This window comes from Streptomyces sp. NPDC093018, from assembly GCF_040684035.1.
GTDB classification, from domain to species: Bacteria; Actinomycetota; Actinomycetes; order Streptomycetales; family Streptomycetaceae; genus Streptomyces; species Streptomyces murinus.
The window spans coordinates 249,364-272,515 of the sequence record NZ_JBFBFF010000008.1 but is presented as its reverse complement, the minus strand read 5'-3'; the positions used below and the strand labels follow the sequence as shown (position 1 = coordinate 272,515).

General features: G+C 72.9%; 22 protein-coding genes. 16 read left to right on the top strand and 6 right to left on the bottom strand.

What is annotated here, in order from left to right; genetic code table 11:
- Positions 1-156 precede the first annotated feature (156 nt).
- Both rplQ and truA read left to right on the top strand, forming a co-directional pair.
- Positions 157-612, top strand: coding sequence for a 50S ribosomal protein L17 (gene rplQ, locus AB0N90_RS20460; protein ID WP_365198485.1), 456 nt, complete (start codon positions 157-159; stop codon positions 610-612).
- Positions 613-760: 148 nt separating this feature from the next.
- On the top strand, positions 761-1,615 hold the full coding sequence (truA, locus tag AB0N90_RS20455) for a tRNA pseudouridine(38-40) synthase TruA (protein WP_361676614.1): 855 nt from the start codon (positions 761-763) through the stop codon (positions 1,613-1,615).
- Between the two features lies 1 nt (position 1,616).
- Here truA and AB0N90_RS20450 read toward each other — a convergent pair whose 3' ends face one another.
- Positions 1,617-2,513: a hypothetical protein gene (locus AB0N90_RS20450; RefSeq protein ID WP_365198482.1), complete on the bottom strand. Its 897-nt coding sequence runs from the start codon at positions 2,511-2,513 to the stop codon at positions 1,617-1,619.
- A gap of 276 nt (positions 2,514-2,789) precedes the next feature.
- Here AB0N90_RS20450 and rplM point away from each other — a divergent pair, with 276 nt between their 5' ends.
- The 3 genes from rplM (at position 2,790) to glmM (ending at position 5,340) form a co-directional block, all read left to right on the top strand.
- The gene (gene rplM, locus AB0N90_RS20445) at positions 2,790-3,233 is read left to right on the top strand and encodes a 50S ribosomal protein L13 (RefSeq protein WP_361676607.1); all 444 of its coding nucleotides are present in this window, start codon (positions 2,790-2,792) and stop codon (positions 3,231-3,233) included.
- 41 nt (positions 3,234-3,274) lie between these two features.
- Positions 3,275-3,787 carry a 30S ribosomal protein S9 gene (gene rpsI, locus AB0N90_RS20440; RefSeq protein WP_010036632.1) on the top strand — a complete coding sequence of 171 codons (513 nt, stop codon included), beginning with the start codon at positions 3,275-3,277 and terminating at the stop codon, positions 3,785-3,787.
- Positions 3,788-3,981: 194 nt separating this feature from the next.
- Positions 3,982-5,340, top strand: coding sequence for a phosphoglucosamine mutase (gene glmM / locus AB0N90_RS20435; RefSeq protein WP_361676599.1), 1,359 nt, complete (start codon positions 3,982-3,984; stop codon positions 5,338-5,340).
- 93 nt (positions 5,341-5,433) lie between these two features.
- Here glmM and coaA read toward each other — a convergent pair whose 3' ends face one another.
- Together coaA and AB0N90_RS20425 are read right to left on the bottom strand one after the other, a co-directional pair.
- Positions 5,434-6,402 carry a type I pantothenate kinase gene (coaA, locus tag AB0N90_RS20430; RefSeq protein WP_361676796.1) on the bottom strand — a complete coding sequence of 323 codons (969 nt, stop codon included), beginning with the start codon at positions 6,400-6,402 and terminating at the stop codon, positions 5,434-5,436.
- A 158-nt stretch (positions 6,403-6,560) separates the two neighbouring features.
- The gene (locus AB0N90_RS20425) at positions 6,561-8,108 is read right to left on the bottom strand and encodes an FG-GAP-like repeat-containing protein (RefSeq protein WP_365198478.1); all 1,548 of its coding nucleotides are present in this window, start codon (positions 8,106-8,108) and stop codon (positions 6,561-6,563) included.
- Positions 8,109-8,316: 208 nt separating this feature from the next.
- On the opposite strand from AB0N90_RS20425, the gene glmS reads away from it, so the two are divergent.
- Positions 8,317-10,164: a glutamine--fructose-6-phosphate transaminase (isomerizing) gene (gene glmS, locus AB0N90_RS20420; RefSeq protein WP_365198476.1), complete on the top strand. Its 1,848-nt coding sequence runs from the start codon at positions 8,317-8,319 to the stop codon at positions 10,162-10,164.
- Between the two features lie 27 nt (positions 10,165-10,191).
- Here the strand turns inward: glmS and AB0N90_RS20415 are convergent, their stop codons facing one another.
- On the bottom strand, positions 10,192-10,983 hold the full coding sequence (locus AB0N90_RS20415; RefSeq protein WP_365198474.1) for an SDR family oxidoreductase: 792 nt from the start codon (positions 10,981-10,983) through the stop codon (positions 10,192-10,194).
- A gap of 214 nt (positions 10,984-11,197) precedes the next feature.
- On the opposite strand from AB0N90_RS20415, the gene AB0N90_RS20410 reads away from it, so the two are divergent.
- The 6 genes from AB0N90_RS20410 (at position 11,198) to tsaE (ending at position 16,635) form a co-directional block, all read left to right on the top strand.
- The gene (locus tag AB0N90_RS20410; RefSeq protein ID WP_085566132.1) at positions 11,198-11,569 is read left to right on the top strand and encodes a holo-ACP synthase; all 372 of its coding nucleotides are present in this window, start codon (positions 11,198-11,200) and stop codon (positions 11,567-11,569) included.
- Between the two features lie 80 nt (positions 11,570-11,649).
- Positions 11,650-13,080, top strand: coding sequence for an NAD(P)H-hydrate dehydratase (locus AB0N90_RS20405; RefSeq protein WP_365198471.1), 1,431 nt, complete (start codon positions 11,650-11,652; stop codon positions 13,078-13,080).
- Between the two features lie 313 nt (positions 13,081-13,393).
- A complete protein-coding gene (locus AB0N90_RS20400) occupies positions 13,394-13,576 on the top strand; it encodes a hypothetical protein (RefSeq protein ID WP_365198468.1) in 183 nt (60 codons plus the stop codon).
- Positions 13,569-14,747: an alanine racemase gene (gene alr, locus AB0N90_RS20395; RefSeq protein WP_365198465.1), complete on the top strand. Its 1,179-nt coding sequence runs from the start codon at positions 13,569-13,571 to the stop codon at positions 14,745-14,747. The genes AB0N90_RS20400 and alr overlap by 8 nt, the downstream gene beginning before the upstream one ends.
- A 156-nt stretch (positions 14,748-14,903) precedes the next feature.
- Positions 14,904-16,142, top strand: a complete 1,239-nt coding sequence (locus tag AB0N90_RS20390) for an alpha/beta hydrolase (RefSeq protein ID WP_365198462.1) — start codon at positions 14,904-14,906, stop codon at positions 16,140-16,142.
- On the top strand, positions 16,105-16,635 hold the full coding sequence (gene tsaE, locus AB0N90_RS20385; RefSeq protein WP_037657605.1) for a tRNA (adenosine(37)-N6)-threonylcarbamoyltransferase complex ATPase subunit type 1 TsaE: 531 nt from the start codon (positions 16,105-16,107) through the stop codon (positions 16,633-16,635). Before AB0N90_RS20390 ends, tsaE begins: the two co-directional genes overlap by 38 nt.
- Before the next feature lie 780 nt (positions 16,636-17,415).
- Here the strand turns inward: tsaE and AB0N90_RS20380 are convergent.
- A complete protein-coding gene (locus AB0N90_RS20380) occupies positions 17,416-17,976 on the bottom strand; it encodes a hypothetical protein (protein ID WP_365198459.1) in 561 nt (186 codons plus the stop codon).
- 113 nt (positions 17,977-18,089) lie between these two features.
- Here AB0N90_RS20380 and tsaB point away from each other — a divergent pair, with 113 nt between their 5' ends.
- Genes tsaB through AB0N90_RS20360 form a run of 4 tightly spaced genes read left to right on the top strand, consistent with a single transcriptional unit; the run spans position 18,090 to position 20,575 of the window.
- The gene (tsaB, locus tag AB0N90_RS20375; RefSeq protein WP_365198457.1) at positions 18,090-18,746 is read left to right on the top strand and encodes a tRNA (adenosine(37)-N6)-threonylcarbamoyltransferase complex dimerization subunit type 1 TsaB; all 657 of its coding nucleotides are present in this window, start codon (positions 18,090-18,092) and stop codon (positions 18,744-18,746) included.
- A 17-nt stretch (positions 18,747-18,763) separates the two neighbouring features.
- On the top strand, positions 18,764-19,240 hold the full coding sequence (gene rimI / locus AB0N90_RS20370; protein WP_051850281.1) for a ribosomal protein S18-alanine N-acetyltransferase: 477 nt from the start codon (positions 18,764-18,766) through the stop codon (positions 19,238-19,240).
- Entirely contained in the window at positions 19,233-20,321 is a 1,089-nt protein-coding gene (gene tsaD / locus AB0N90_RS20365) for a tRNA (adenosine(37)-N6)-threonylcarbamoyltransferase complex transferase subunit TsaD (protein ID WP_128791326.1), read from the top strand. The genes rimI and tsaD overlap by 8 nt, the downstream gene beginning before the upstream one ends.
- On the top strand, positions 20,318-20,575 hold the full coding sequence (locus tag AB0N90_RS20360) for a hypothetical protein (RefSeq protein ID WP_365198454.1): 258 nt from the start codon (positions 20,318-20,320) through the stop codon (positions 20,573-20,575). The genes tsaD and AB0N90_RS20360 overlap by 4 nt, the downstream gene beginning before the upstream one ends.
- Before the next feature lie 226 nt (positions 20,576-20,801).
- On the opposite strand, the gene AB0N90_RS20355 is transcribed toward AB0N90_RS20360, so the two are convergent.
- Positions 20,802-23,141: a glycoside hydrolase family 3 N-terminal domain-containing protein gene (locus AB0N90_RS20355; RefSeq protein ID WP_365198452.1), complete on the bottom strand. Its 2,340-nt coding sequence runs from the start codon at positions 23,139-23,141 to the stop codon at positions 20,802-20,804.
- Between the last annotated feature and the right edge of the window lie 11 nt (positions 23,142-23,152).

The following is a 23,152-nucleotide window of genomic DNA, read 5'->3' as shown; positions in this document are numbered from 1 at the left end:
CGGGCCTCAGGGTTCGATTTCGTCTGCCGGCCGGCTGCGGCTGGTCGCGCAGTTCCCCGCGCCCCTTCGGGGCGCGGGTCTCCGACAGACAACCGTCTGCTCGGATACTGACCCCGGTACCTGACACGGCCGGGGCAGACACACAGGAGAAGAACTATGCCGAAGCCCACCAAGGGTGCCCGTCTGGGCGGCAGCGCCGCGCACGAGAAGCTGCTCCTCGCGAACCTCGCGAAGAGCCTCTTCGAGCACGGCCGCATCACCACCACCGAGGCGAAGGCCCGCCGCCTGCGCCCGTACGCCGAGCGTCTGGTCACCAAGGCGAAGAAGGGCGACCTTCACAACCGCCGTCAGGTGCTCCAGGTGATCACGGACAAGAGCATCGTGCACACGCTCTTCACCGAGATCGGCCCGCGCTACGAGAACCGTCCCGGTGGCTACACCCGCATCACCAAGATCGGTAACCGCCGTGGCGACAACGCGCCCATGGCTGTCATCGAGCTGGTCGAGGCGCTGACGGTGCAGCAGAAGGCTGTCGGCGAGGCCGAGGCCGCGACGAAGCGCGCGGTGAAGGAGGCCGACGAGGCCCCCGCCGAGGAGTCGAAGGACGCGTAAGCGTTCTGCCGGGGGACTGCGCGTCGGCGGCTGCGGCTGTTGTTGTGGCTGGTCGCGCAGTTCCCCGCGCCCCTTCGGGGGCGCGTTCGCGGGTCCGTTCCCTTCCCAGGGGCGGGCCCGCTTTTTTGGTACCTGAGAGGATCTGTGTGTGAGTGACGAAGCGCTGCCCGGGCATGTACGTATCCGCCTCGATCTCTCCTACGACGGCACCGATTTCCATGGCTGGGCCAAGCAGGCCGGCGGGAAGCGGACCGTGCAGGGGGAGATCGAGGACGCGCTGCGCACGGTGACGCGGTCCAAGGAGACGTACGAGCTGACCGTGGCCGGGCGCACCGATGCCGGGGTGCACGCGCGCGGGCAGGTGGCGCACGTCGATCTGCCGGCCGAGCTGTGGGCGGAGCACCGCGAGAAGCTGCTCAAGCGGCTCGCCGGACGGCTCTCCAAGGATGTGCGGATCTGGCGGCTGACCGAGGCGCCGGAGGGGTTCAACGCCCGGTTCTCGGCGATCTGGCGGCGGTACGCGTACCGGGTCACCGACAATCCCGGGGGCGTGGACCCGCTGCTGCGTGGCCATGTGCTCTGGCACGACTGGCCGCTCGACGTGGACGCCATGAACGAGGCCGCCCGGACGCTGCTCGGCGAGCACGACTTCGCGGCGTACTGCAAGAAGCGGGAGGGCGCGACCACCATCCGCACGCTCCAGGACCTGAGCCTGGTGCGGGGCGCGGACGGGGTCGTCACGGCGACGGTCCGGGCGGACGCGTTCTGCCACAACATGGTCCGCTCGCTGATCGGCGCGCTGCTGTTCGTCGGCGACGGGCACCGGGGCCCCGAGTGGCCCGGAAAGGTGCTGGCCGCCGGGGTGCGCGACTCCGCCGTCCATGTCGTACGACCGCACGGGCTGACCCTCGAAGAGGTCGGCTACCCCGCCGACGAGCTGCTGGCCGCCCGTAACAAGGAGGCCCGCAACAAGCGCTCGCTGCCCTCGGCGGGGTGCTGCTGAGCTACCGGTTCGCGGCCGCCGACGCCTGGGCCTGGCCGCGGCGGTGGATCTGCTGGAAGGTGAACTCGGCCACATCGTCACCTGCGCGGAAGACCGCGGTGTCCTTGGTGGTGACGTTCTTGCCGTTGGTGAAGCCGGCGAGGGTGAAGTAGGCGTAGCGGCCGTAGGCGTTGCGGGTCGAGCGGCAGGTCGCGCCGTCGCAGAAGGCGGCGACGCCGTTGCCCGCCAGCGCGCGCACGATGCTGTGGTCGTCCGTCTGCTGCCGGGCCTTCGTGGCCTGGGCCTCGGTGTCGAACAGGGCGACGCCGACGGTGACCGCGATGTCGCCGTTGGTGTACGTGGCGCGCATCACCCGGGTGCAGCCGTCGGCGGTGAGGATCTTGGGCAGCGAGCCGCCGGCCGCCGCCGCGCAGCTGGTGGTGTCGCCGGTGGCGCCCTTCTTGTACACCGTGCTGCCCATGGTGAGCCGCGCGCCCGGGAACAGGGTGGCGGGGCTCAGCGGAGCGGTGTCCTTCTTGGCGCTGGATATGAAGACCTTCGGGTCCAGCGGCGGCGGGGCGCTGGTGGGCGCGAAGGACGGCGCGGTGGGGGAGCCGTCGGGCAGCGAGGCGCTGGGCACCTTGGTGGGGTGCCCCGAGGCGTCGTTGTGGCCGCCCGCGGAGACGACGGCGAGGGCGACCGCGGCGCCGATGGCGACCGTGGCGAGCGCGCCGCCGCCGATGAACAGCAGCTTGCGCCGCTTGCCGCGGGTCTCCGAGGCGTCCGCGAGCGCGGCCCAGTCGGGTGTCCCCTCGTCGCCGCCGCCGCTCCAGGGCTGCTGAGGCTGCTGCTGGGGCTGCTCTGATTGCGGTTTCCAGGGATCCCACTGAGACTGGGGTCCCCCCTGCCCATAACTCATGGGGCGCATCTTAGACGCGGGGGATCACGGCGCGTACCGAGCGGCGGCCCGCCGGGCGGCCTGCCTCGTTTTGACCCGTCCGGGGCCCGCCAGGTAACCTGCTTCTTCGTTGTGTATTGGCTTGCTCATTCTCACGGGACGGGCCCTTACACCGGTCCACCGGGCCGATGACCAGCGATCAGCACGCGGTTTGCGTCACCGCGGTGCGGTCGAGGCTGTCGTGATCGTTTCGGTGACCTGTTCAGGACCATTCACTCGAAGCGAAGGCTACGAACCGTGCGTACGTACAGCCCCAAGCCCGGCGATGTGACGCGCCAGTGGCACGTCATTGACGCTCAGGACATCGTCCTGGGTCGTCTCGCCACCACTGCCGCGTCCCTGCTCCGGGGCAAGCACAAGGCGATCTACGCGCCTCACGTCGACACCGGTGACTTCGTCATCATCATCAACGCCGACAAGGTGCACCTGTCCGGCAACAAGCGGACCCAGAAGATGGCGTACCGCCACTCCGGCTACCCGGGTGGTCTGCGTGCGGTCCGCTACGACGACCTGCTGGCGAACAACCCCGAGAAGGCCGTCGAGAAGGCCGTCAAGGGCATGCTCCCCAAGAACACTCTGGGCCGTCAGATGCTCTCGAAGCTGAAGGTCTACAAGGGTGACCAGCACCCGCACGCTGCCCAGCAGCCGGTGCCGTTCGAAATCACCCAGGTCGCGCAGTAATTCCGGCCACCCCCAAAGCTGAAGAGAATCTGAGGAGAATCGTGGCCGAGACCACTGCCGAGCAGCCGCTCGAAGAGCTTGACATCGACAGCTACACCACCGAGTCCGAGGTCCCCGTCGAGGGTGAGTACACCTCGGAGTCCATGGCCTCCCGCTTCGGCGAGCCCCAGCCGGCCGCCGGCCTGGGCCGTCGCAAGAACGCCATTGCCCGCGTCCGGATCGTTCCGGGCACCGGCAAGTGGAAGATCAACGGCCGCACCCTCGAGGACTACTTCCCGAACAAGGTGCACCAGCAGGAGGTCAACGAGCCCTTCAAGGTGCTCGAGCTCGAGGGCCGTTACGACGTCATCGCCCGCATCGCGGGTGGCGGCGTCTCCGGTCAGGCCGGTGCGCTCCGTCTCGGTGTCGCCCGTGCGCTGAACGAGGCGGACGTCGACAACAACCGTGGTGCCCTGAAGAAGGCCGGCTTCCTGCGCCGCGACGACCGCGCGGTCGAGCGGAAGAAGGCCGGTCTGAAGAAGGCCCGTAAGGCTCCGCAGTACAGCAAGCGCTAAACAGCGGGAGCTGCTGCTCGTACTCCGAACGCCCCGGCGGCACGCCACATGTGCCGTCGGGGCGTTCGTTTATCCCAGCCAAGGGCGTATAACGACACAAGACGCTCAAAGGCTTGTGTGATCGGATGGCGAGGCGCCCCCCATCGCTGCGGCGCCCGTCCGTTTACGCCATCGACGCTTCCTCAGGAGGACAAGTGGGACGACTCTTCGGCACGGACGGCGTGCGCGGTGTCGCCAACGCGGATCTGACCGCGGAGATGGCCCTCGGCCTCTCCGTGGCCGCGGCGCATGTGCTGGCCGAGGCGGGTACCTTCGCGGGCCATCGGCCGAAGGCCGTGGTCGGTCGGGACCCGCGTGCGTCCGGGGAGTTCCTGGAGGCCGCGGTGGCGGCGGGCCTGGCGAGCGCGGGCGTGGACGTCCTGCTGGTCGGCGTGCTGCCGACGCCGGCGGTGGCCCATCTCACCGGCGCGCTCGGCGCCGACCTCGGTGTGATGCTCTCCGCCAGCCACAACGCCATGCCGGACAACGGCATCAAGTTCTTCGCGCGCGGCGGTCACAAGCTCGCCGACGAGCTGGAGGACCGGATCGAGGCGGTCTACGAGTCCCACCGGCACGGCGAGCCCTGGCAGCGCCCGACGGGCGCCGGGGTGGGGCGGCTGCGGCCGTACGACGAGGGTTTCGAGCAGTACGTCGGCCATCTGCTGTCGGTGCTGCCCAACCGGCTCGACGGGCTGAAGATCGTCCTGGACGAGGCGCACGGCGCGGCCGCGGGGGTCTCGCCGGAGGCGTTCACCCGGGCCGGTGCCCAGGTCGTCACGATCGGCGCGGAGCCGGACGGACTCAACATCAACGACGGCTGCGGCTCGACCCATCTCGGGCTGCTGAAGGCGGCGGTTCTCGAACACGGCGCGGATCTCGGCATCGCGCACGACGGTGACGCCGACCGGTGCCTCGCGGTGGACCACACCGGCGAGGAGGTCGACGGCGACCAGATCCTCGCGGTGCTGGCGGTGGCGATGCGGGAGCGCTCCGCGCTGCGGGCCGACACCGTGGTGGCGACCGTGATGTCCAACCTCGGCTTCAAGCTGGCGATGGAGAAGGCCGGGATCCAGCTGGTGCAGACCGCGGTCGGCGACCGGTATGTGCTGGAGGAGATGAAGCAGCACGGGTACGCGCTCGGCGGTGAGCAGTCCGGGCATGTGATCATCCTCGACCACGCGACGACGGGTGACGGGACGCTGACGGGGCTGCTGCTGGCGGCGCGGGTCGCGCAGAGCGGTCGTAGCCTGCGTGAACTGGCGTCCGTGATGGAGCGGTTGCCGCAGGTGCTGATCAATGTGCCGGACGTGGACAAGGCGCGGGTGCGGACCTCCGCCGACCTGGCCGCGGCGGTCTCCGAGGCGGAGCGGGAACTCGGGTCCACGGGGCGGGTGTTGCTGCGGCCGTCCGGGACCGAGCCGCTGGTGCGGGTGATGGTCGAGGCGGCGGACATCGAGCAGGCTCGGTCGGTCGCGTCGCGGCTCGCCGATGCGGTGAAGTCGGCCCTGGGATAGGGATGTTGCGGGGTCGGGGCGCGGGGGGCTGTGCGTCGCGGGCCGCGGCTCTCGTCGTGGCTGGTCGCGCAGTTCCCCGCGCCCCTGACGGGGCTACAGCTTGCGCAGGCGCAGGCGCTGGACCTTGTGGTCCGGGCCCTTGCGGACGATCAGGGTGGCGCGGCCCCTGGTCGGGGCGATGTTCTCGGTCAGATTGGGTTTGTTGATCGTGCGCCACAGGGTGCGGGCGTAGTCCAGGGCCTCCTCCTCGGAGACCTGGGTGTACTTGCGGAAGTACGAGTCCGGGTCCTGGAAGGCCGTCTGGCGCAGTTTGCGGAAGCGGTTGAGGTACCAGCGCTCGATGTCCTCGCCGCTCGCGTCGACGTACACGCTGAAGTCGAAGTAGTCGGCGAGACCCACGCGGGTGCGGCCGTCCTTGCCGGGCAGGGCGGGCTGGAGGACGTTCAGGCCCTCCACGATCAGGACGTCGGGGCGGCGGACCGTGAGCTTCTGCTCCGGGACGATGTCGTAGATGAGGTGCGAGTAGACGGGGGCCGTCACCTCGCTCTTGCCGGCCTTGATGTCGGCGACGAAACGGGTCAGCGCGCGGCGGTCGTAGGACTCGGGGAAGCCCTTGCGGGACATCAGGCCGCGGGCCTCCAGCTCCCTGGTCGGCAGCAGGAAGCCGTCGGTGGTGACCAGCTCCACGTGCGGATGCTCGGGCCAGCGGGACAGCAGGGCCTGGAGGAGACGGGCGACGGTGGACTTGCCGACGGCGACCGAGCCGGCGACGCCTATCACGAACGGCGTGCCGGACTGGGAGCCCTGCTCACCGAGGAACGTGTTCAGCGCGCCTCTGAGGCCGTCGGTCGCGCCGACGTAGAGGTTCAGCAGGCGCGACAGCGGGAGGTAGATGTCGCGCACCTCGTCCAGGTCGATCACATCGCCCAGACCGCGCAGCTTCTCCACCTCCTCGGCGGTGAGCGGCAGCGGCGTCTTGTCGCGCAGCGCGCTCCACTCGGCTCGGGTGAGGTCGACGTAGGGAGTCGCCTCCGGCCTGTGCCGGTGGGCGCTCCGGGGCATCGAGGGGACCGGTGAGATCACATTCCATTGTTAACGGAGTTTGAACGGGGTGGCGGGGTGGGGTACGTCACGCCGACAGTGGTGTGCGTCACGCCCCCGCCCCCGCCCCCGTACCGGCCGGTGCCTCGGGCGCCGGTCAGGGGTGGATCAGGGGTGGATCAGGTGTTGATCAGGGACACCTGACGGGAGTTCTGGAGGATGCTGCCGAACTGCGGGATGGCGTTGAGGATCTCCATCCCGACCTGACCGGGCTTGAACAGCTGGGCCCCCGCGGTGCCGATCCGGCGCGTGCCGTCCGCCGCGATGCCGGAGGGCAGCACGGTGACGGTGCCGTCGCCGTTGTCCGCCCACGGGGTGCCGGCGATCAGGTCGGCGCCGCCGTCGTGGTCGAGGTCGGTGAGCAGCACGGCCGTACCGAAGTTGCCGTTCGGGTCGCCGGGGACGTCGTGGTTGCCCTGGTAGAAGTACTGCGGCGCGGCGCTGGTGTCGACGCCCGACTTCGAGCCGTACAGCACGGTGACGGTGCCCATGTTGTAGTACATGTGCCCCCACAGCCGCATGTTCTCCTGCGGGGCGCCGATGGCCAGGTCGAGCAGGCCGTCGCCGTTGATGTCGCCGAGGGCGACCGACTGGCCGAACTTGTCCCAGCTCTCGGAGTCGCCGGGAACGGTGCCGGACTCCTGGGTGATGGTCTGGACGCGGCTGGAGGGGCCCGCGGCGGAGCCGTAGGTGACGACGACCTTGCCGCCGATCGGACCGTTCGCGGTGTTCCTGCCCCAGTAGACGCCGGTGACGATGTCGCCGCGGCCGTCGCCGTCGAGGTCGCCGATGGCGCCGGCGACCCCGCCGGGCATCTTCTTGGCGCTGGTGGTGGAGGGGCCGGTGGCGGTGCCCGGCACGAAGTAGTTGACGTTGTAGTACGTGCCGTCGGCGCCCTTGGTCGGGTTCAGGCCGTTGACCATCAGGTCCGCGCGGCCGTCGCCGGTGACGTCCCCTGTGGTGAGGTTGATGATCCCGGCCTCCGGCGCGGCGCGCAGCGGCAGGGCGCGGGTGGCGAGGGCGCCGGCCCTGCCGCTCCGGGAGATGCCCTTGCGGAAGGTGTAGAGGGTGGAGCCGTTGGTGCCGACGGCCAGGTCGGTGCGGCCGTCGCCGTCGAAGTCGCCGGCCGCGAGCGCGGCGCCGAAGCGGTCGTGGGCGGCCGGGGCCGGGTCGGGGATCGTGGTGGCCGAGGTCAGGCCCTTCGGGGAGCCCCACATGATCTGCACCAGGCCGCCGTTGACGTCCGTGCCCACGTCCTCCAGCGGGGTGCCGACGGCGAGGTCGGTGTAGCCGTCGTGGTCGAAGTCGCCCGCGGTGGTCGCGGCGCCGAACAGATCGCCGTTCTCGGCCGCGCCCGGCACCCAGGAGGCGTCCTGGGTGATGGTGGTGCGCCGGTCCGCCGAGGCGCCCCGGGCGGAGCCGTAGAGGACGGTGACCGCGCCCACCCGCCACTTGCCGTTCAGCCGGGCGGCCGGGGCGGTGACGGCGAAGTCGCCGTATCCGTCGCCGTTGAAGTCGGTCAGGGGCCGCTTCGCGGCCACCGCGCCCGCGCCGGTCGTCGTGCCCGAGCCGGCCGCGGTGGCAGGTCCGGTCAGCCCTACGGTCAGACCCCCGGCCAGCGTCGCGGCGACGGCCGTGGCCAGGACGGTGCGATGTCTACGCTTCACCTGTGTGTCTCCCGGTGTTCGCTTACGGCGTTCAGCCGGTAGACCTCCGACCCGGTCGCACGGTTGTGCGGATGACCCGGATACGCGAGGGACAGGCGACGGATGCGCCACGAATGCGCCGCGGATGTGCTCTGAACGGGCCCAGGATTTCCGAAATCGGGCACGCGGCGCCACTTTTGACAGTCGATCGGCCCGTAGGCTGCGGCTCATGTGCGGAATCGTGGGATACGTAGGGTCGCAGTCGGCGCTCGATGTCGTGATGGCCGGGCTGAAGCGACTGGAGTACCGGGGATACGACTCGGCGGGCGTCGCCCTGCTGGCGGACGGCGGTCTGGCCGCCGCGAAGAAGGCCGGGAAACTGGTCAACCTGGAGAAGGAACTGGTCGAACGGCCGCTGCCGGCCGGTTCGACGGGCATCGGACACACCCGCTGGGCCACCCATGGCGGACCCACGGACGACAACGCGCACCCGCATCTGGACAACGCGGGCCGGGTCGCCGTCGTCCACAACGGCATCATCGAGAACTTCGCGCTGCTGCGTGCCGAACTCGCCGAGCGCGGCCATGAGCTGAACTCCGAGACGGACACCGAGGTCGTCGCGCATCTGCTGGCCGAGGAGTACTCGGTGGCCGGCGATCTCGCTGAGGCGATGCGGCTGGTCTGCCGGCGTCTGGAGGGCGCGTTCACGCTGGTCGCGGTGCACGCGGACGCCCCGGACGTGGTGGTCGGCGCGCGCCGCAACTCCCCGCTGGTGGTCGGCGTCGGCGAGGGCGAGGCGTTCCTCGCCTCCGACGTCGCCGCGTTCATCGCGCACACCCGCTCGGCGATCGAGCTGGGCCAGGACCAGGTGGTGGAGCTGCGCCGGGACGGGGTGACCGTGACCGGCTTCGACGGGCTGCCCGCCGAGGTGCACTCCTACCACGTGGACTGGGACGCCTCGGCCGCCGAGAAGGACGGCTACGACTACTTCATGCTCAAGGAGATCGCCGAGCAGCCCAAGGCGGTCGCCGACACCCTGCTCGGCCGGATCGACCCGTCCGGCTCGCTCACCCTGGACGAGCTGCGGATCACCCCCGCCGATCTGCGCCAGATCGACAAGGTCGTGATCGTGGCCTGCGGTACGGCCTTCCACGCCGGGCTGATCGCCAAGTACGCCATCGAGCACTGGACGCGGATCCCCTGCGAGGTGGAGCTGGCCAGCGAGTTCCGCTACCGGGACCCGATCCTCGGCGGCCGCTCCCTGGTGATCGCGATCTCCCAGTCGGGCGAGACCATGGACACCCTGATGGCGCTGCGGCACGCCCGTGAGCAGGGCTCCAAGGTGCTGGCCATCTGCAACACCAACGGCTCCACGATCCCGCGCGAGTCGGACGCGGTGCTCTACACGCACGCCGGGCCCGAGGTCGCGGTCGCCTCCACCAAGGCATTCCTGACCCAGCTGGTCGCCTGCTACCTGGTCGCCCTGTACCTGTGCCAGGTGCGCGGCACCAAGTGGGGCGACGAGATCCAGGCGGTGATCAAGGACCTGTCCAAGATCTCCGAGGAGGTCGAGCGGGTCCTGGAGACCATGGAGCCGGTACGGGCGCTGGCGCGCACCCTGGCCGGCAAGGACACCGTGCTCTTCCTGGGCCGGCACGTCGGCTACCCGGTCGCCCTCGAAGGCGCGCTCAAGCTCAAGGAACTCGCCTATATGCACGCCGAGGGCTTCGCGGCGGGCGAGCTGAAGCACGGGCCGATCGCGCTGGTCGAGGAGGACATGCCGGTGGTGGTCGTCGTACCGTCGCCGCGCGGCCGCTCGCTGCTGCACGACAAGATCGTCTCCAACATCCAGGAGATCCGGGCGCGCGGGGCGCGCACCATCGTGATCGCGGAGGAGGGTGACGAGGCGGTCGTCCCGTACGCCGACCACCTGATCCGCATCCCGGCCACGCCGACCCTGCTCCAGCCGGTGGTGGCCACGGTGCCGCTCCAGGTCTTCGCCTGCGAGCTGGCCGCGGCCCGGGGCAACGAGGTGGACCAGCCGCGGAACCTGGCGAAGTCGGTGACCGTGGAGTGAGCCGCCTCTAGGGTCTTTCGAGAGGCCCTAGTGCACCGAGAAGCCTCCGTCGACGCGGATCGACTGGCCCGTGACGTAGGCGGAGGCGCGGCTCGCGAGGAAGACGGCGGCGCCCGCGAAGTCCCCGGCGAGGCCGTTGCGCCCGGTCATGGTGCGCGCGGCCAGCGCCGCGACCTTCTCCGGGTCGGCGGACAGCCGCGCGTTGAGCGGGGTCATCACAAAGCCCGGCACCAGGGTGTTGCAGGTGACCCCGTACGGCGACCACGCCTCCGCCTGGGAGCGGGCGAGCGACTCCAGCGCGCCCTTGGAGACGCCGTACGCGCCGCTGCTGACGAAGGCCCGGTGCGCCTGCTGGGAGCTGATGTGGATGATCCGGCCGAAGCCGCGCTCGGCCATGCCGGGCCCGAACCGCTGCCCCAGCAGGAAGGGTGCCTCCAGGTTCACGGCCATGGTGGCGTCCCAGACGTCCTCGGCCAGCTCGTCCATCGGGGGCCGCAGATTGATCCCGGCCGAGTTCACCAGGATGTCCGGCTCCCCGAACACCTCCGCCGCCGCCTCCGCCGCCGCCCGGACGCCCGCCCGGCTGCCGAGGTCCCCGGCGACCCCGGCCGCCCGGCAGCCGTCCTCCGTCAACTCCTCGACGACGGCCGTCCTTTGCTCCTCGCCCCGGGCCACGACCACCACGCTCGCCCCGGCCCGCGCCAGCGCCCCGGCGACGGCCCGGCCGATGCCGGAACTGCCCCCGGTCACCACGGCGACACGGCCGTCCAGCGAGAACAGATCGGTGAGATAGCCCTGTTGGGGCGTGGTGCTCGTCATGCCGGAAGCGTAGAGGGGATGCGCGGGGCGCCACCCGCCTAGGGCCTCTCGTTTGGATCATGCCGGGCTCGCGGGCCCTGGCACCGCGCCTCGCGGCGTTGTCGTCGGTTGCCATGGCTCCGCCATGTCGCCCTCCTCCGCCTTGCGATGCACGGCACCAGACCCCGCTCCCTGATCCGACCTGATCCAAACGAAAGACCCTAGGGTGCTGCCCATGAGCATCATCGGAGTCGGGATCGACGTGGCGGAGATCGACCGCTTCCGGGCGTCCCTGGAGCGGACCCCGCAGCTGGCCGACCGGCTGTTCGTGGCCGCGGAGTTGCTGCTGCCCAGCGGCGAGCGGCGCGGCATCGCCTCGCTGGCGGCCCGGTTCGCGGCGAAGGAGGCGCTGGCCAAGGCGCTCGGGGCACCGCCGGGGCTGCTGTGGACGGACGCCGAGGTGTACGTCGAGGACAACGGGCGGCCGCGGCTGCGGGTGCGGGGCACGGTCGCCGCGCGCGCCGCCGAGCTCGGAGTGCGGTCCTGGCACATCTCCCTCAGCCATGACGCGGGCATCGCCTCGGCCGTGGTGGTCGCCGAGGGCTGACCGGCTCCGGTGCGGGCGTCCGGGGCCGACCGGCCGGGCCCGGGTGTGGGCGGTGGGGGTTACGGGGCAGACTCGGTGCCATGCGGAGTGCGTACAGCGTGGAGACGGTGCGGGCGGCCGAGCGGGCCCTGATGGCGCGGCTGCCCGAGGGGGCGCTGATGCAGCGGGCGGCCGCCGGACTGAGCGCCGCCTGCGCCGATCTGCTGGGCCGGGTGTACGGCAGCCGGGTGGTCCTGCTGATCGGCAGCGGCGACAACGGCGGCGACGCCCTGTACGCCGGTGCCCGGCTGGCGCGACGGGGGGCCGGAGTGACGGCCGTCCTCCTGTCGCCCGAGCGGACGCACGCTCAGGGGCTGGCCGCGCTGCGGCGGGCCGGGGGCGTGAGCGTGGTGCCCGGGGCGGCCGACGACGCGATCGGGCGGGCCGACCTCGTGGTGGACGGCATCGTCGGGATCGGCGGCAAGGGCGGGCTGCGGCCCGACGCCGAGCGGCTGGTGGAGGCCGTGGCGCGAACCCGGGCCGCAGTGGTCGCCGTGGACCTGCCCAGCGGGGTCGAGGCGGACAGCGGGGAGGTGCGGGGCGCGGCCGTACGGGCGGATGTCACCGTCACCTTCGGCACGTACAAGCCCGGACTGCTGGTGGACCCGGCGCGGGAGTACGCCGGGGTCGTACGGCTGGTCGACATCGGCCTGGAACTTCCCGCCGAGCCCGAACTGGAGGCGCTGCAACACGCGGACGTGGCGCGCCTGCTGCCGCGTCCGGCCGCCGAGAGCGACAAGTACCGGCGGGGCGTGGTCGGCGTCGCGGCCGGCTCCGGGCGCTACCCGGGCGCCGCGGTGCTCGCCGTCTCCGGGGCGCTGCGCGGCGGCGCGGGAGCGGTGCGCTACGTCGGCCCGGCCGCGGAGGCGGTCATCGCCCGCTTCCCCGAGACCCTGGTCTCCGACCGGGGCCCGGCCGAGGCGGGCCGGGTGCAGGCCTGGGTCACCGGTCCCGGCGCGGGCGACGACGCGGCGACCGTCGCCGAGGTGCTGGCCGCCGAGGTGCCGGTGCTGCTGGACGCGGACGGGCTGCGGCTCGCGGACCGGGACACCGTTCGCGGGCGTACCGCGCCCACCCTGATGACACCGCACGCGGGCGAGGCCGCGGCGCTGCTCGGGGTGGCGCGCGAGGAGGTCGAGGGCGCCCGGCTGGCCGCGGTGCGCGAACTGGCGGCGGTGTACCGGGCGACGGTGCTGCTGAAGGGCTCGACCACGCTGGTCGCGGACGCGGCGGGCGGCGCGGTACGGGTCAACGCCACCGGTACCCCCTGGCTGGCCACCGCGGGCAGCGGCGATGTGCTCTCCGGCCTCGGCGGCTCGCTGCTCGCCGCGGGCCTGTCCGCCCTGGACGCGGGCAGTGTCGCCGCGTATCTGCACGGCCTGGCGGGCCGGTTCGCGGCACAGGGCGCGCCGGCCGGTGCGCATGACGTGGCGGAGTGCGTGCCGGAGGCGTGGCGGGACGTGCGGGACTGAGGCGGCGGGGCGTGCGGGCTGAGAGGGGCGGGGCGTGCGGGGTTGAGAGGGGCGGGGTGCGTGGGGCTGAGGTGGCGGGGCGTGCGGGGTTGAGAGGGGCGGGGTGCGTGGGGCTGAGGTGGCGGGGCGTGTGGGGCTGAGGCGGTGGGGTGCGTGGGGCTGAGGTGGCGGGACGTGCGGGACTGAGGCGGCGGGGCGTGCGGGCTGAGAGGGGCGGGGCGTGCGGGGCTGTGGCGGTGGGGTGCGTGGGATCGAGGCGGTGGGGCGTGCGGGGCTGTGGTGACGGGGCGTGCGGGGCTGAGGCGGCTGGGCGGTGTGCACCGCCGATGCCGAGGAGGTCCAGGCCCGCCTGCTCTCCGCGATGCGGGGCGTCGCGGAGACCGGCGCCGGTCAACTGCCGTGCCCGTACCGCCCGCTGCGCCCGCGCGGTGGCCGTACCCGCACCGCCGCCGGGGGCCGGGCGCGCGCTCTGAGAGACTGGGGGCGCCATGACTGAGACTGCGACTGTGCCGACCGTCCCCCCGCGCGCCCGTGCCGAGATCGATCTGGGCGCGCTGCGCGCCAATGTGCGGACCCTGCGTGCCCGGGTGGGGGACGCGGCCGTGATGGCCGTCGTCAAGGCCGACGGATACGGCCACGGCGCGCTGCCCTGCGCCCGCGCCGCCGTCGAGGCCGGGGCCACCTGGATCGGCACCGCGCTGCCCGAGGAGGCCCTCGCGCTGCGCGCGGCCGGGCTGACCCAGCGCGTCCTGTGCTGGCTGTGGGTGCCCGGCGGGCCCTGGCGGCAGGCGATCGAGGCCGACATCGACATGTCCCTCAGCGGGATGTGGGCGCTGCGGGAGGTCACCGAGGCCGCCCGCGCCGCAGGCCGGACCGCGCGCGTCCAGCTCAAGGCCGACACCGGGCTCGGCCGCAACGGCTGCCAGCCCGGGGCCGACTGGGCGGAGCTGGTCGCCGCCGCGCTGCGCGCCGAGGCCGAGGGACTGGTCCGGGTCACCGGACTGTGGTCGCACTTCGCCTGCGCCGACGAGCCGGGCCACCCCTCCATCGCCGCCCAGCTCACCCGCTTCCGGGAGATGGTGGCGTACGCCGAGGAGCAGGGGGTGCGTCCCGAGGTGCGGCACATCGCCAACTCGCCCGCCACGCTCACCCTTCCGGAGACCTATTTCGACCTGGTCCGTCCCGGTATCGCCATGTACGGCCTCTCGCCCAGCCCCGAGGTCGGCACCCCGGCGGACTTCGGACTGCGCCCGGTGATGACGCTCAGCGCCTCGCTGGCCCTGGTCAAGCGGGTGCCGGGCGGACACGGCGTCAGCTACGGCCACCACTACGTCACCCCCGGCGACACCACCCTCGGCCTCGTCCCGCTCGGCTACGGCGACGGTGTCCCGCGGCACGCCTCCGGCGCCGGGCCCGTGCTGGTCGACGGCAAGTGGCGGACGGCCGCCGGGCGGGTCGCCATGGACCAGTTCGTGGTGGACCTCGGCGGCGACGAACCGCCGGTCGGCGCCGAGGCCGTGCTCTTCGGCCCCGGCGACCGGGGCGAGCCCACCGCCGAGGACTGGGCGACGGCCTGCGGCACGATCGTGTACGAGATCGTCACGCGCATCGGAACCCGGGTGCCGCGCGTCTATGTCGATGACGTCAACGAGGACGTGCGCGGATAACCCGTCCGAGGAGGACCGCGACCGGCTGCCCCACATCACGTGTAACAACGGTCACATCCGCGCACCCGGTCGCACCTGTCTCGGCGAACATCGGTACGGCGAATCGTTCGGTGAGCCGGTTCGGTGAGTCGGTACGACGGCGAGGAGGAGCGGCACATGAGCGACAGCAGGGCGGACGCGATGACGGACGCCGTCGCCTCGGCGGCCGGGAGCTGGCGCAGGGCGACGGGCATCGCCGGTGCCGCGATAGGCGTCCTCGCCGCGGGCGCGGCGGCCGGGGTCGCCGTCGAGCGGATGACGGTGGGCCGCGCGGTGCGCCGCAAGGCACGTCTCGCCCTGGACTCCGCGGGGCCCTACGGCACCCTGCGCGGGACCCCGGGCAAGGCGTACGCGGATGACGGCACCGAGCTGTACTACGAGGTCGACGAGGTGGCGCCGGACGCGGGCGGGCCGCCCTCCGCGCGCCGGCTCCGGCTCTTCGGCCGCAAGGCGCCCGCTCCGGTGACCGTCGTCTTCTGCCACGGCTATTGCCTCAACCAGGACTCCTGGCACTTCCAGCGGGCGGCCCTGCGCGGGGTCGTCCGCACCGTGCACTGGGACCAGCGCAGCCACGGCCGATCCGGGCGGGGCGTGGCCCAGAGCCGGGACCGGGAGCCGCTGACCATCGATCAGCTCGGCCGCGATCTGAAGGCGGTCCTCGACGCCGCCGCGCCCGAGGGGCCGCTCGTGCTGGTCGGCCACTCGATGGGCGGGATGACCGTGATGGCGCTCGCCGCGCAGTACCCGGAGCTGATCGCGGAGCGGGTGGTCGCCACCGCGTTCGTGGGCACGTCCTCGGGGCGGCTCGGCGAGGTGAACTTCGGGCTGCCGGTGGCCGGCGTCAACGCGATACGCCGGATCCTGCCGGGGGTGCTCAGGGCGCTCGGGCAGCAGGCGGAGCTGGTGGAGAAGGGGCGCCGGGCGACGGCGGAGCTGTTCGCCGGGATCATCAAGCGGTACTCGTTCGCCGGGCGGGACATCGATCCGGCGGTGGAGCGGTTCGCCGAGCGGATGATCGAGTCCACGCCCATCGATGTGGTCGCCGAGTTCTATCCGGCCTTCACCGACCACGACAAGACGGGGGCGCTGGCCCGCTTCCGGCAGCTGCCGGTGCTGGTGCTCGCGGGGGTGCAGGATCTGGTGACGCCGAGCGGGCACAGCGAGGCCATAGCCGACGAGCTGCCGGACGCCGAGCTGGTGCTGGTGCCGGACGCCGGGCACCTGGTGATGCTGGAGCACCCGGAAGTGGTCATAGACCGCCTCGCCGATCTGCTCACCCGCGCGGGAGCGGTGCCCGCAGCGGCTACCGTAAGTTCCTATGGAACGTCCAGCAGCAGCACCGTACGACCCCGCTGAGCACGACCGGGCCGAGACCCGGCTGACGATCACCTCGCCCGAGCAGATGCGCGAGCTGGGGCGGCGCCTCGCCAAGCTGCTGCGCGCCGGGGACCTGGTGATGCTGTCCGGGGAACTGGGCGCGGGCAAGACCACGCTGACCCGGGGCCTGGGGGAGGGGCTCGGGGTGCGGGGCGCGGTCACCTCGCCGACCTTCGTGATCGCCCGGGTGCATCCGTCCCTCGGTGACGGCCCGCCGCTCGTGCATGTGGACGCCTACCGGCTCGGCGGCGGTCTGGACGAGATGGAGGACCTGGACCTCGATGTCTCGCTGTCCGATTCGGTGATCGTGGTGGAGTGGGGCGAGGGCAAGGTCGAGGAGCTGACCGACGACCGGCTCCAGCTCGTCATCCACCGCGCGGTCGGCGACACCACGGACGAGGTACGCCATGTGACCCTCACGGGCCTCGGCGCGCGCTGGGCCGAGGCGGGCCTGGAGACCCTCACGGCCTGAACCCGGCCGGGTTTTCCGACAGGCCGTCGGCAAGATGTTGCGTGGCCATCGCGGGCGTGATGACATGGTGTCCAGCCCGTAGTCAGGCATGCCTAACTACGCCGCCGCACCTCAGGAGGCGCCCATGCCCGCCCCCCACCCCCCGAAGCCCCCCGTCCCGGTCCCCATGCACATCCTCCTGGCGTCCTGCGCCGCCGCGGCCCAGCTCTCCAACCCGCCGCGCCCTCCGGAGCCCCGGGCCCCTCAGCAGACGGACAGCCCGAGACGAGCGGCGTAGGCCTCCGGCGGCCGGGCCGTAGGTCACCGAAACGGTTCCCGCGGGGGTCGCTCCCGGCAAGCACGTGCGAGGCCCGACAAGCGCGTGCGCGGCCGCCCGGCGCCAAGGACGCGAGTCGCCGGTCCCGGCGGGCTCGGCCGCCCGCGACGGGGCTCGGCGCTGCCGGTGTCCGGTCCGGGCTCGCCTGTGCTGTCCGGTCCGGGCGCGCCTGCGCTGTCCGGTCCGGTCTCGCCCGTCCGCCGGGCGGAGGCCGGTTCCCGGCGCGCTGCCACCTCCGGCGCGGCCGGACCGTCCATCGGCGGGCGGGTCGCTCCCGGGTGCCGGTGCCCCCGCGAGATCGTCGGCCCGCAGGGTCACCTCGCCCATGTGAGCGCGTCGTTCCCCACAGGGGCCCAGGGCCGTCCCGCAGGCAGGGCCGTCCGGCTCTCGGACCCCCGTCCCGGGGGCTGCCGGCTCTGAAATGTCGCCGGTTCCCAAAGGTGTCGGTGTCCCCGGCGGAGCCCTCAGCGGATGACCATGACCCGTTCGCCGATCGTCGCGAATTTCCACATCGCGTCGCCGTCCGCGCGGGTCTCGCGGATGCCGCCCGTCCTGGTGCCCGCGTCGGGGGCCGGGACGGCGTCGGCGGTGGCGGGGGCGGAGAAACCGATGGTGACGCCGTCGACCGTGGTGAAGCGGACCACGTGTTCGATGGGGATGCCGTCCGTGCCGGTGACGGCGTGCGAGCGGGAGGTGACCCAGTACGTGCCGGTGGGCGGGTCCACGGTGCCCGGGTGGACGCGGAAGGTGCGCAGCACCCGGTTGCCGGTGCCGACCAGCCAGACCCGGTCGTCGTCCACCGAGTACACCACCCGTTCACCCTTGCCGGAACCGCTCGGCAGGGCGGTCGGGTGACGCCGGTCCCGGGGCGCCTTCGTGGCCTGCCCGCCGGGCGAGCCGTTCGCCGCGGGACGGGCGCCCAGCCCCGCCGGTACCGTCGCGTACGCCTCGTAGGCCAGGAAACCGACCACGCCGACGGCCGCCGCGGTGAGGCCGGCCACGATTCCCGAGCTGGTCCCTGCCACCTGCTTCCACCTCCGCCGTGCGCGATATGTCGTACTTCGTACAGACCGTAGCAGCCGGTGACCGTCCGCCCCGGGCGGCCGTGCGGGAGGCGCGGGCGCCGTAGGCTGTTCGCGTGCTCTTGCTCGCTCTGGATACCGCAACGCCCGCCGTCACCGTCGCCCTGCACGACGGCACGGACGTCATCGCCTCGTCGAAGCAGGTGGACGCGCGCCGGCACGGGGAGCTGCTGCTGCCGGCCGTCGACCGGGTCCTCACCGAGGCCGGACTCAAGCTGGAGGCGGTCACCGGGATCGTCGTCGGCACCGGACCCGGCCCCTACACCGGACTGCGCGTCGGCCTGATGACCGCCGACACCTTCGGCCTGGCGCTCGGCGTCCCCGTGCACGGCGTGTGCACCCTGGACGGCCTCGCCTACGCCGCCGACATCGAGAAGGGCCCCTTCGTCGTGGCGACCGACGCCCGGCGCAAGGAGGTCTACTGGGCGACGTACGCCGACTCCCGCACCCGGCTGACCGGCCCGACCGTCGACCGCCCGGCCGACATCGCCGAGCAGGTCGCCGGGCTCCCGGCGGTCGGCGCGGGCGCCCTGCTCTACCCGGACACGTTCCCGAGCGCCCATGAGCCCGAGCATGTGTCCGCCGCCGCGCTGGCCGCGCTCGCCGCCGAGCGGCTGGCCGCCGGGGAGGAACTGCCCGAGCCGAGGCCGCTGTATCTGCGCCGCCCGGACGCCCAGGTCCCCAAGAACTACAAGGTGGTCACCCCGAAGTGACCGTCGAACTGCGCGAGATGCGCTGGTGGGACATCGACCAGGTGCTGGAGCTGGAGAAGGACCTGTTCCCCGAGGACGCCTGGTCCCGGGGCATGTTCTGGTCCGAGCTGGCCCACTCCCGGGGCGCCACGGCCACCCGCCGCTATGTCACCGCCGAGGACGGCACGGGCCGGGTCGTCGGCTACGCGGGCCTCGCCGCCTCCGGCGACCTCGCCGACGTCCAGACCATCGCCGTCGCCCGCGACCTCCAGGGCTCGGGGCTCGGCGGCCGGCTGCTGACCGATCTGCTGCGGGCGGCGACCGCCTTCGAGTGCCATGAGGTGATGCTCGAAGTCCGGGTGGACAACCTCCGCGCGCAGAAGCTGTACGAGCGCTTCGGCTTCGCCCCCATCGGGTTCCGGCGCGGCTACTACCAGCCGGGGAACGTGGATGCCCTGGTGATGCGCCTGACCGACCCTTCCGCATCTGTTCAAGGAACCGAGATCAATGGCTGACGAACCCCTCGTCCTCGGCATCGAGACCTCCTGCGACGAGACCGGCGTCGGCATCGTGCGCGGCACCACCCTGCTGGCCGACGCCGTCGCCTCCAGCGTGGACGAGCACGCCCGCTTCGGCGGCGTCGTCCCCGAGGTGGCGTCCCGCGCCCATCTGGAGGCGATGGTCCCGACCATCGACCGCGCCCTGAAGGAGGCCGGGGTCAGCGCCAAGGACCTCGACGGCATCTCGGTGACCGCGGGTCCCGGTCTCGCGGGCGCCCTCCTGGTCGGCGTCTCCGCCGCCAAGGCGTACGCCTACGCGCTCGGCAAGCCCCTCTACGGCGTCAACCACCTCGCCTCCCACATCTGCGTGGACCAGCTGGAGCACGGCCCGCTGCCCGAGCCGACGATGGCGCTGCTGGTCTCCGGAGGCCACTCCTCGCTGCTGCTGTCCTCGGACATCACCTCCGACGTCCGGCCGATGGGCGCGACCATCGACGACGCGGCGGGCGAGGCCTTCGACAAGATCGCCCGGGTGCTGAACCTGGGCTTCCCCGGCGGCCCGGTCATCGACCGGTACGCCAAGGAGGGCGACCCGGCCGCGATCAGCTTCCCGCGCGGTCTGACCGGCCCGCGCGATCCGGCGTACGACTTCTCCTTCTCCGGCCTCAAGACCGCCGTGGCCCGCTGGATCGAGGCGAAGCGCGCGGCGGGCGAGGAGGTCCCGGTGCGCGATGTGGCCGCCTCCTTCCAGGAGGCCGTGGTGGACGTGCTCACCCGCAAGGCCGTGCGCGCCTGCAAGGACGAGGGCGTCGACCATCTGATGATCGGCGGCGGGGTGGCGGCCAACTCCCGGCTGCGCGTCCTCGCCCAGGAGCGCTGCGAGGCGGCCGGCATCCGGCTGCGGGTGCCGCGCCCCAAGCTGTGCACGGACAACGGCGCGATGGTGGCCGCGCTCGGCGCCGAGATGGTCGCCCGGGGCCGGGCCGCCTCCAGCTGGGACCTGTCGGCCGACTCCTCCCTGCCGGTCACCGACCCGCATGTGCCGGGCAATCACGACCATGTGCACGAGGTCAGCAAGGAGAACCTGTACTCATGACGGTCGCGCTGATGTGGGAGGCGCGCGCGGTCGAGGGCCGGGGCGGGGAACTCCTCGCCTGGGCCCGCGAACAGCGGCTCGACCGGGAGCCGTTGCGCCGCGAGACCTTCCGCGCGCCGCAGGACCGGGTGCTGGTCATCACATGGTGGGCGGAGCCGTACGACGCGACGCTGCCGGAACTTCCGGAACCGCACCCGGAGTTGGTGACGCGGGCCGTGCACCGCTGGCGTTTTGAGGCGGTCGCGTCCGACTAGGGGTGGCTGAGTCCCCTTTGTCTCGGGCGAGTTTGCGACCGCCGCACGCATCGGTCTATGATCATCACACAGCGAACGGCCGGAAAGCCGGTACGAACGCAGTGCGTTGGTGGTCCAAGGAAAGACGTCCCGCTTCCTGCGGGGAGATGCAGGTGCAAGGCCTGCCCGGCGCTCCACTCACACCCCGTCTCCGGTATTCCGGAGGCGGGGTGTTCGCGTTGCCCGGTCAGACCTCCGTCTCCGTCACCTCGCACCGCAGGCGCCGCCCCGCGCCCACCGGACGCACCGGCCCGGTCAGCCGCAGCCGCGCCCGGTGCCGTACGTCCGTGCTGGCCGCGGCCAGACGCAGCTCCAGCTCGCCCGGCTCCACGATCCGGGTGCCCGCGCGGTCCGGGAAGGAGGAGAGGTCGGTGTGGAAGCGGAAGGTGAGGCGGCGGGCCTCGCCGGGGGAGAGTTCCACCCGCCGGTAGCCGATCAGGCGGATGTCCGGGCGGGTCACCGAGGCCACCGGGTCGTGCAGATACAGCTGGACGACCTCGGCGCCCGCGCGCTCACCCGTGTTGCGGACGGTGAGCGAGAGGTCGTACCCGCCGTCCGTCGGGATCTGTGCCCCGGACCCGGTGAAGTCGTCCCAGGCGAACGCGGTGTACGAGCCGCCGTGCCCGAACGGGTACAGCGGCGTCGGATCCAGGTTGCTGACCTCCCCGGCCAGGCCGAGCGGGGGCTGGAGGTAGGTCCAGGGCTGGCCGCCGGGCCGGTGCGGCACGCTCACCGGGAGCCGCCCGGAGGGGTTCACCCGGCCGGACAGCACCCCGGCGAGCGCCGGACCGCCCTCCTCGCCCGGGAAGAACGCCTGGACGACCGCGGCGAGCCGGCCCTGCCAGCGGCCCAGCGCGTAGGGGCGCCCGGTCAGCAGCACGAGCACCACCGGGACGCCGGTCGCGACCAGCGCGTCCAGCAACTCCGCCTGGGCGCCCGGCAGTCGCAGGTCCTCCGCGTCGCAGCCCTCGCCCGAGGTGCCGCGCCCGAACAGCCCGGCCCGGTCGCCGAGGACGGCCACGCACACCTCGGACTCGGCCGCCCGCGCCACCGCCTCGGCGAAACCGGAGGTGTCCGGATCGGAGACCGCGCAGCCCTCCGCGAACGCCACCTCGGCGCCCGGGAGTTCGGCCCGCAGGGCGTCGAGAACGGTCGGGATGTCGATGCCCAGCGGCACCTCGGGGTGGTGGGTGAGCACATGGGACGGGAAGGAATAGCAGCCCAGCATCGCCAGCGCGTCCGCCGCGCGCGGCCCGACCACCGCGATCCGCGCGTCCGGGGCCAGCGGCAGCGCCCCGCCCGGGTTGTCCAGCAGCACCACCGACCCCTCGGCGAGGCGCCGGGCCAGCGCCCGGTTGCCGGCCGAGTCCAGGTCGGTCTTCTCGCCGGTCTCCGGCGTCCAGTCGGGATCCAGCAGGCCCAGCTCGCACTTCTGGAGCAGCACCCGGCGCGCGGCCCGGTCCACCAGCGCCTCGGGGATCCGCCCGTCGCGCACGGCCTCCACCAGCGGCTTTCCGTAGCAGCTCAGGGTGGGCAGCTCCACGTCGATGCCCGCCTCCAGCGCGATGTGCGCGGCCTCGGCGGGGTCACCGGCCACCCGGTGCAGCGACTGGAGGAAGCCGATGCCGAAGTAGTCGGCGACGACCGTGCCGGTGAACCCCCACTCCTCGCGCAGCAGTCCGGTCAGCAGCCGGGGGTCGGCCGAGGCCGGGACGCCGTCCGTCTCGGTGTAGGCCGCCATCACCGAGCGGGCGCCGCCCTCGCGCAGCGCCATCTCGAACGGCGGCAGCGTCACCTCCGCCAGCTCCCGCCCGCCCGCGCGCACCGGCGCCAGATTGCGGGCGCCCGCCGAGGACGCGTACCCGGCGAAGTGCTTGAGCGTGGCGACGACCCCGGCCGACTCCAGGCCCCGGACGTACGCCGTGCCGATGGTGCCGACCAGGTACGGGTCCTCGCCGATGGTCTCCTCCACCCGGCCCCAGCGCAGATCCCGCACCACGTCCAGGACGGGGGCGAGGCCCTGATGGACGCCGGCCGCGCGCAGGTCCCGGCCGATGCGCCCGCCCAGCTCCTCGACGAGCGCCGGGTCGAAGGTCGCGCCCCAGGCCAGCGGCACCGGGTACGCGGTCGCCTGCCAGGCGGTGAAGCCCGCCAGGCACTCCTCGTGGGCCATGGCCGGGATGCCGAAGCGGCCGGCCCCGGCGATCCGGCGCTGGGCGCGGGCCAGTGCCTGCGCGCCCAGCGCCGGGTCCACGGGGGCGGTGCCGAAGGAGCGGGTCAGCTGGCCGAGGCCGAGGGTGATCAGCTCGTCCCAGTCGTGGTCCGCGGCCATCTCGCGCTGGAGCGGGGCGACCCCGTCGCCGTCCGTGGCCGCGCCCACCCAGACGCCGTACAGCTGGGCGGTCTTCTCCTCCAGGGTCATCCGGGCCAGGAGGTCGTCGACGCGGACGGCGGCGGGCAGGGCGGGGTCGCGCCAGGGGGCGGCACTGGGGGCGGCGCCGGGCGCGGTGCCGGGGGTGGTGCTCATGAAACTCCTGT

Coding starts and splice junctions, on each gene's coding strand:
- rplQ (WP_365198485.1), top strand. CDS start 157: ATGCCGAAGCCCACCAAGGGTGCCCGTCTGGGCGGCAGCGCCGCGCAC.
- AB0N90_RS20450 (WP_365198482.1), bottom strand. CDS start 2,513: ATGAGTTATGGGCAGGGGGGACCCCAGTCTCAGTGGGATCCCTGGAAA.
- coaA (WP_361676796.1), bottom strand. CDS start 6,402: ATGCCCCGGAGCGCCCACCGGCACAGGCCGGAGGCGACTCCCTACGTC.
- glmS (WP_365198476.1), top strand. CDS start 8,317: ATGTGCGGAATCGTGGGATACGTAGGGTCGCAGTCGGCGCTCGATGTC.
- AB0N90_RS20415 (WP_365198474.1), bottom strand. CDS start 10,983: ATGACGAGCACCACGCCCCAACAGGGCTATCTCACCGATCTGTTCTCG.
- AB0N90_RS20410 (WP_085566132.1), top strand. CDS start 11,198: ATGAGCATCATCGGAGTCGGGATCGACGTGGCGGAGATCGACCGCTTC.
- AB0N90_RS20405 (WP_365198471.1), top strand. CDS start 11,650: ATGCGGAGTGCGTACAGCGTGGAGACGGTGCGGGCGGCCGAGCGGGCC.
- alr (WP_365198465.1), top strand. CDS start 13,569: ATGACTGAGACTGCGACTGTGCCGACCGTCCCCCCGCGCGCCCGTGCC.
- AB0N90_RS20390 (WP_365198462.1), top strand. CDS start 14,904: ATGAGCGACAGCAGGGCGGACGCGATGACGGACGCCGTCGCCTCGGCG.
- tsaE (WP_037657605.1), top strand. CDS start 16,105: ATGGAACGTCCAGCAGCAGCACCGTACGACCCCGCTGAGCACGACCGG.
- rimI (WP_051850281.1), top strand. CDS start 18,764: ATGCGCTGGTGGGACATCGACCAGGTGCTGGAGCTGGAGAAGGACCTG.
- tsaD (WP_128791326.1), top strand. CDS start 19,233: ATGGCTGACGAACCCCTCGTCCTCGGCATCGAGACCTCCTGCGACGAG.
- AB0N90_RS20360 (WP_365198454.1), top strand. CDS start 20,318: ATGACGGTCGCGCTGATGTGGGAGGCGCGCGCGGTCGAGGGCCGGGGC.
- AB0N90_RS20355 (WP_365198452.1), bottom strand. CDS start 23,141: ATGAGCACCACCCCCGGCACCGCGCCCGGCGCCGCCCCCAGTGCCGCC.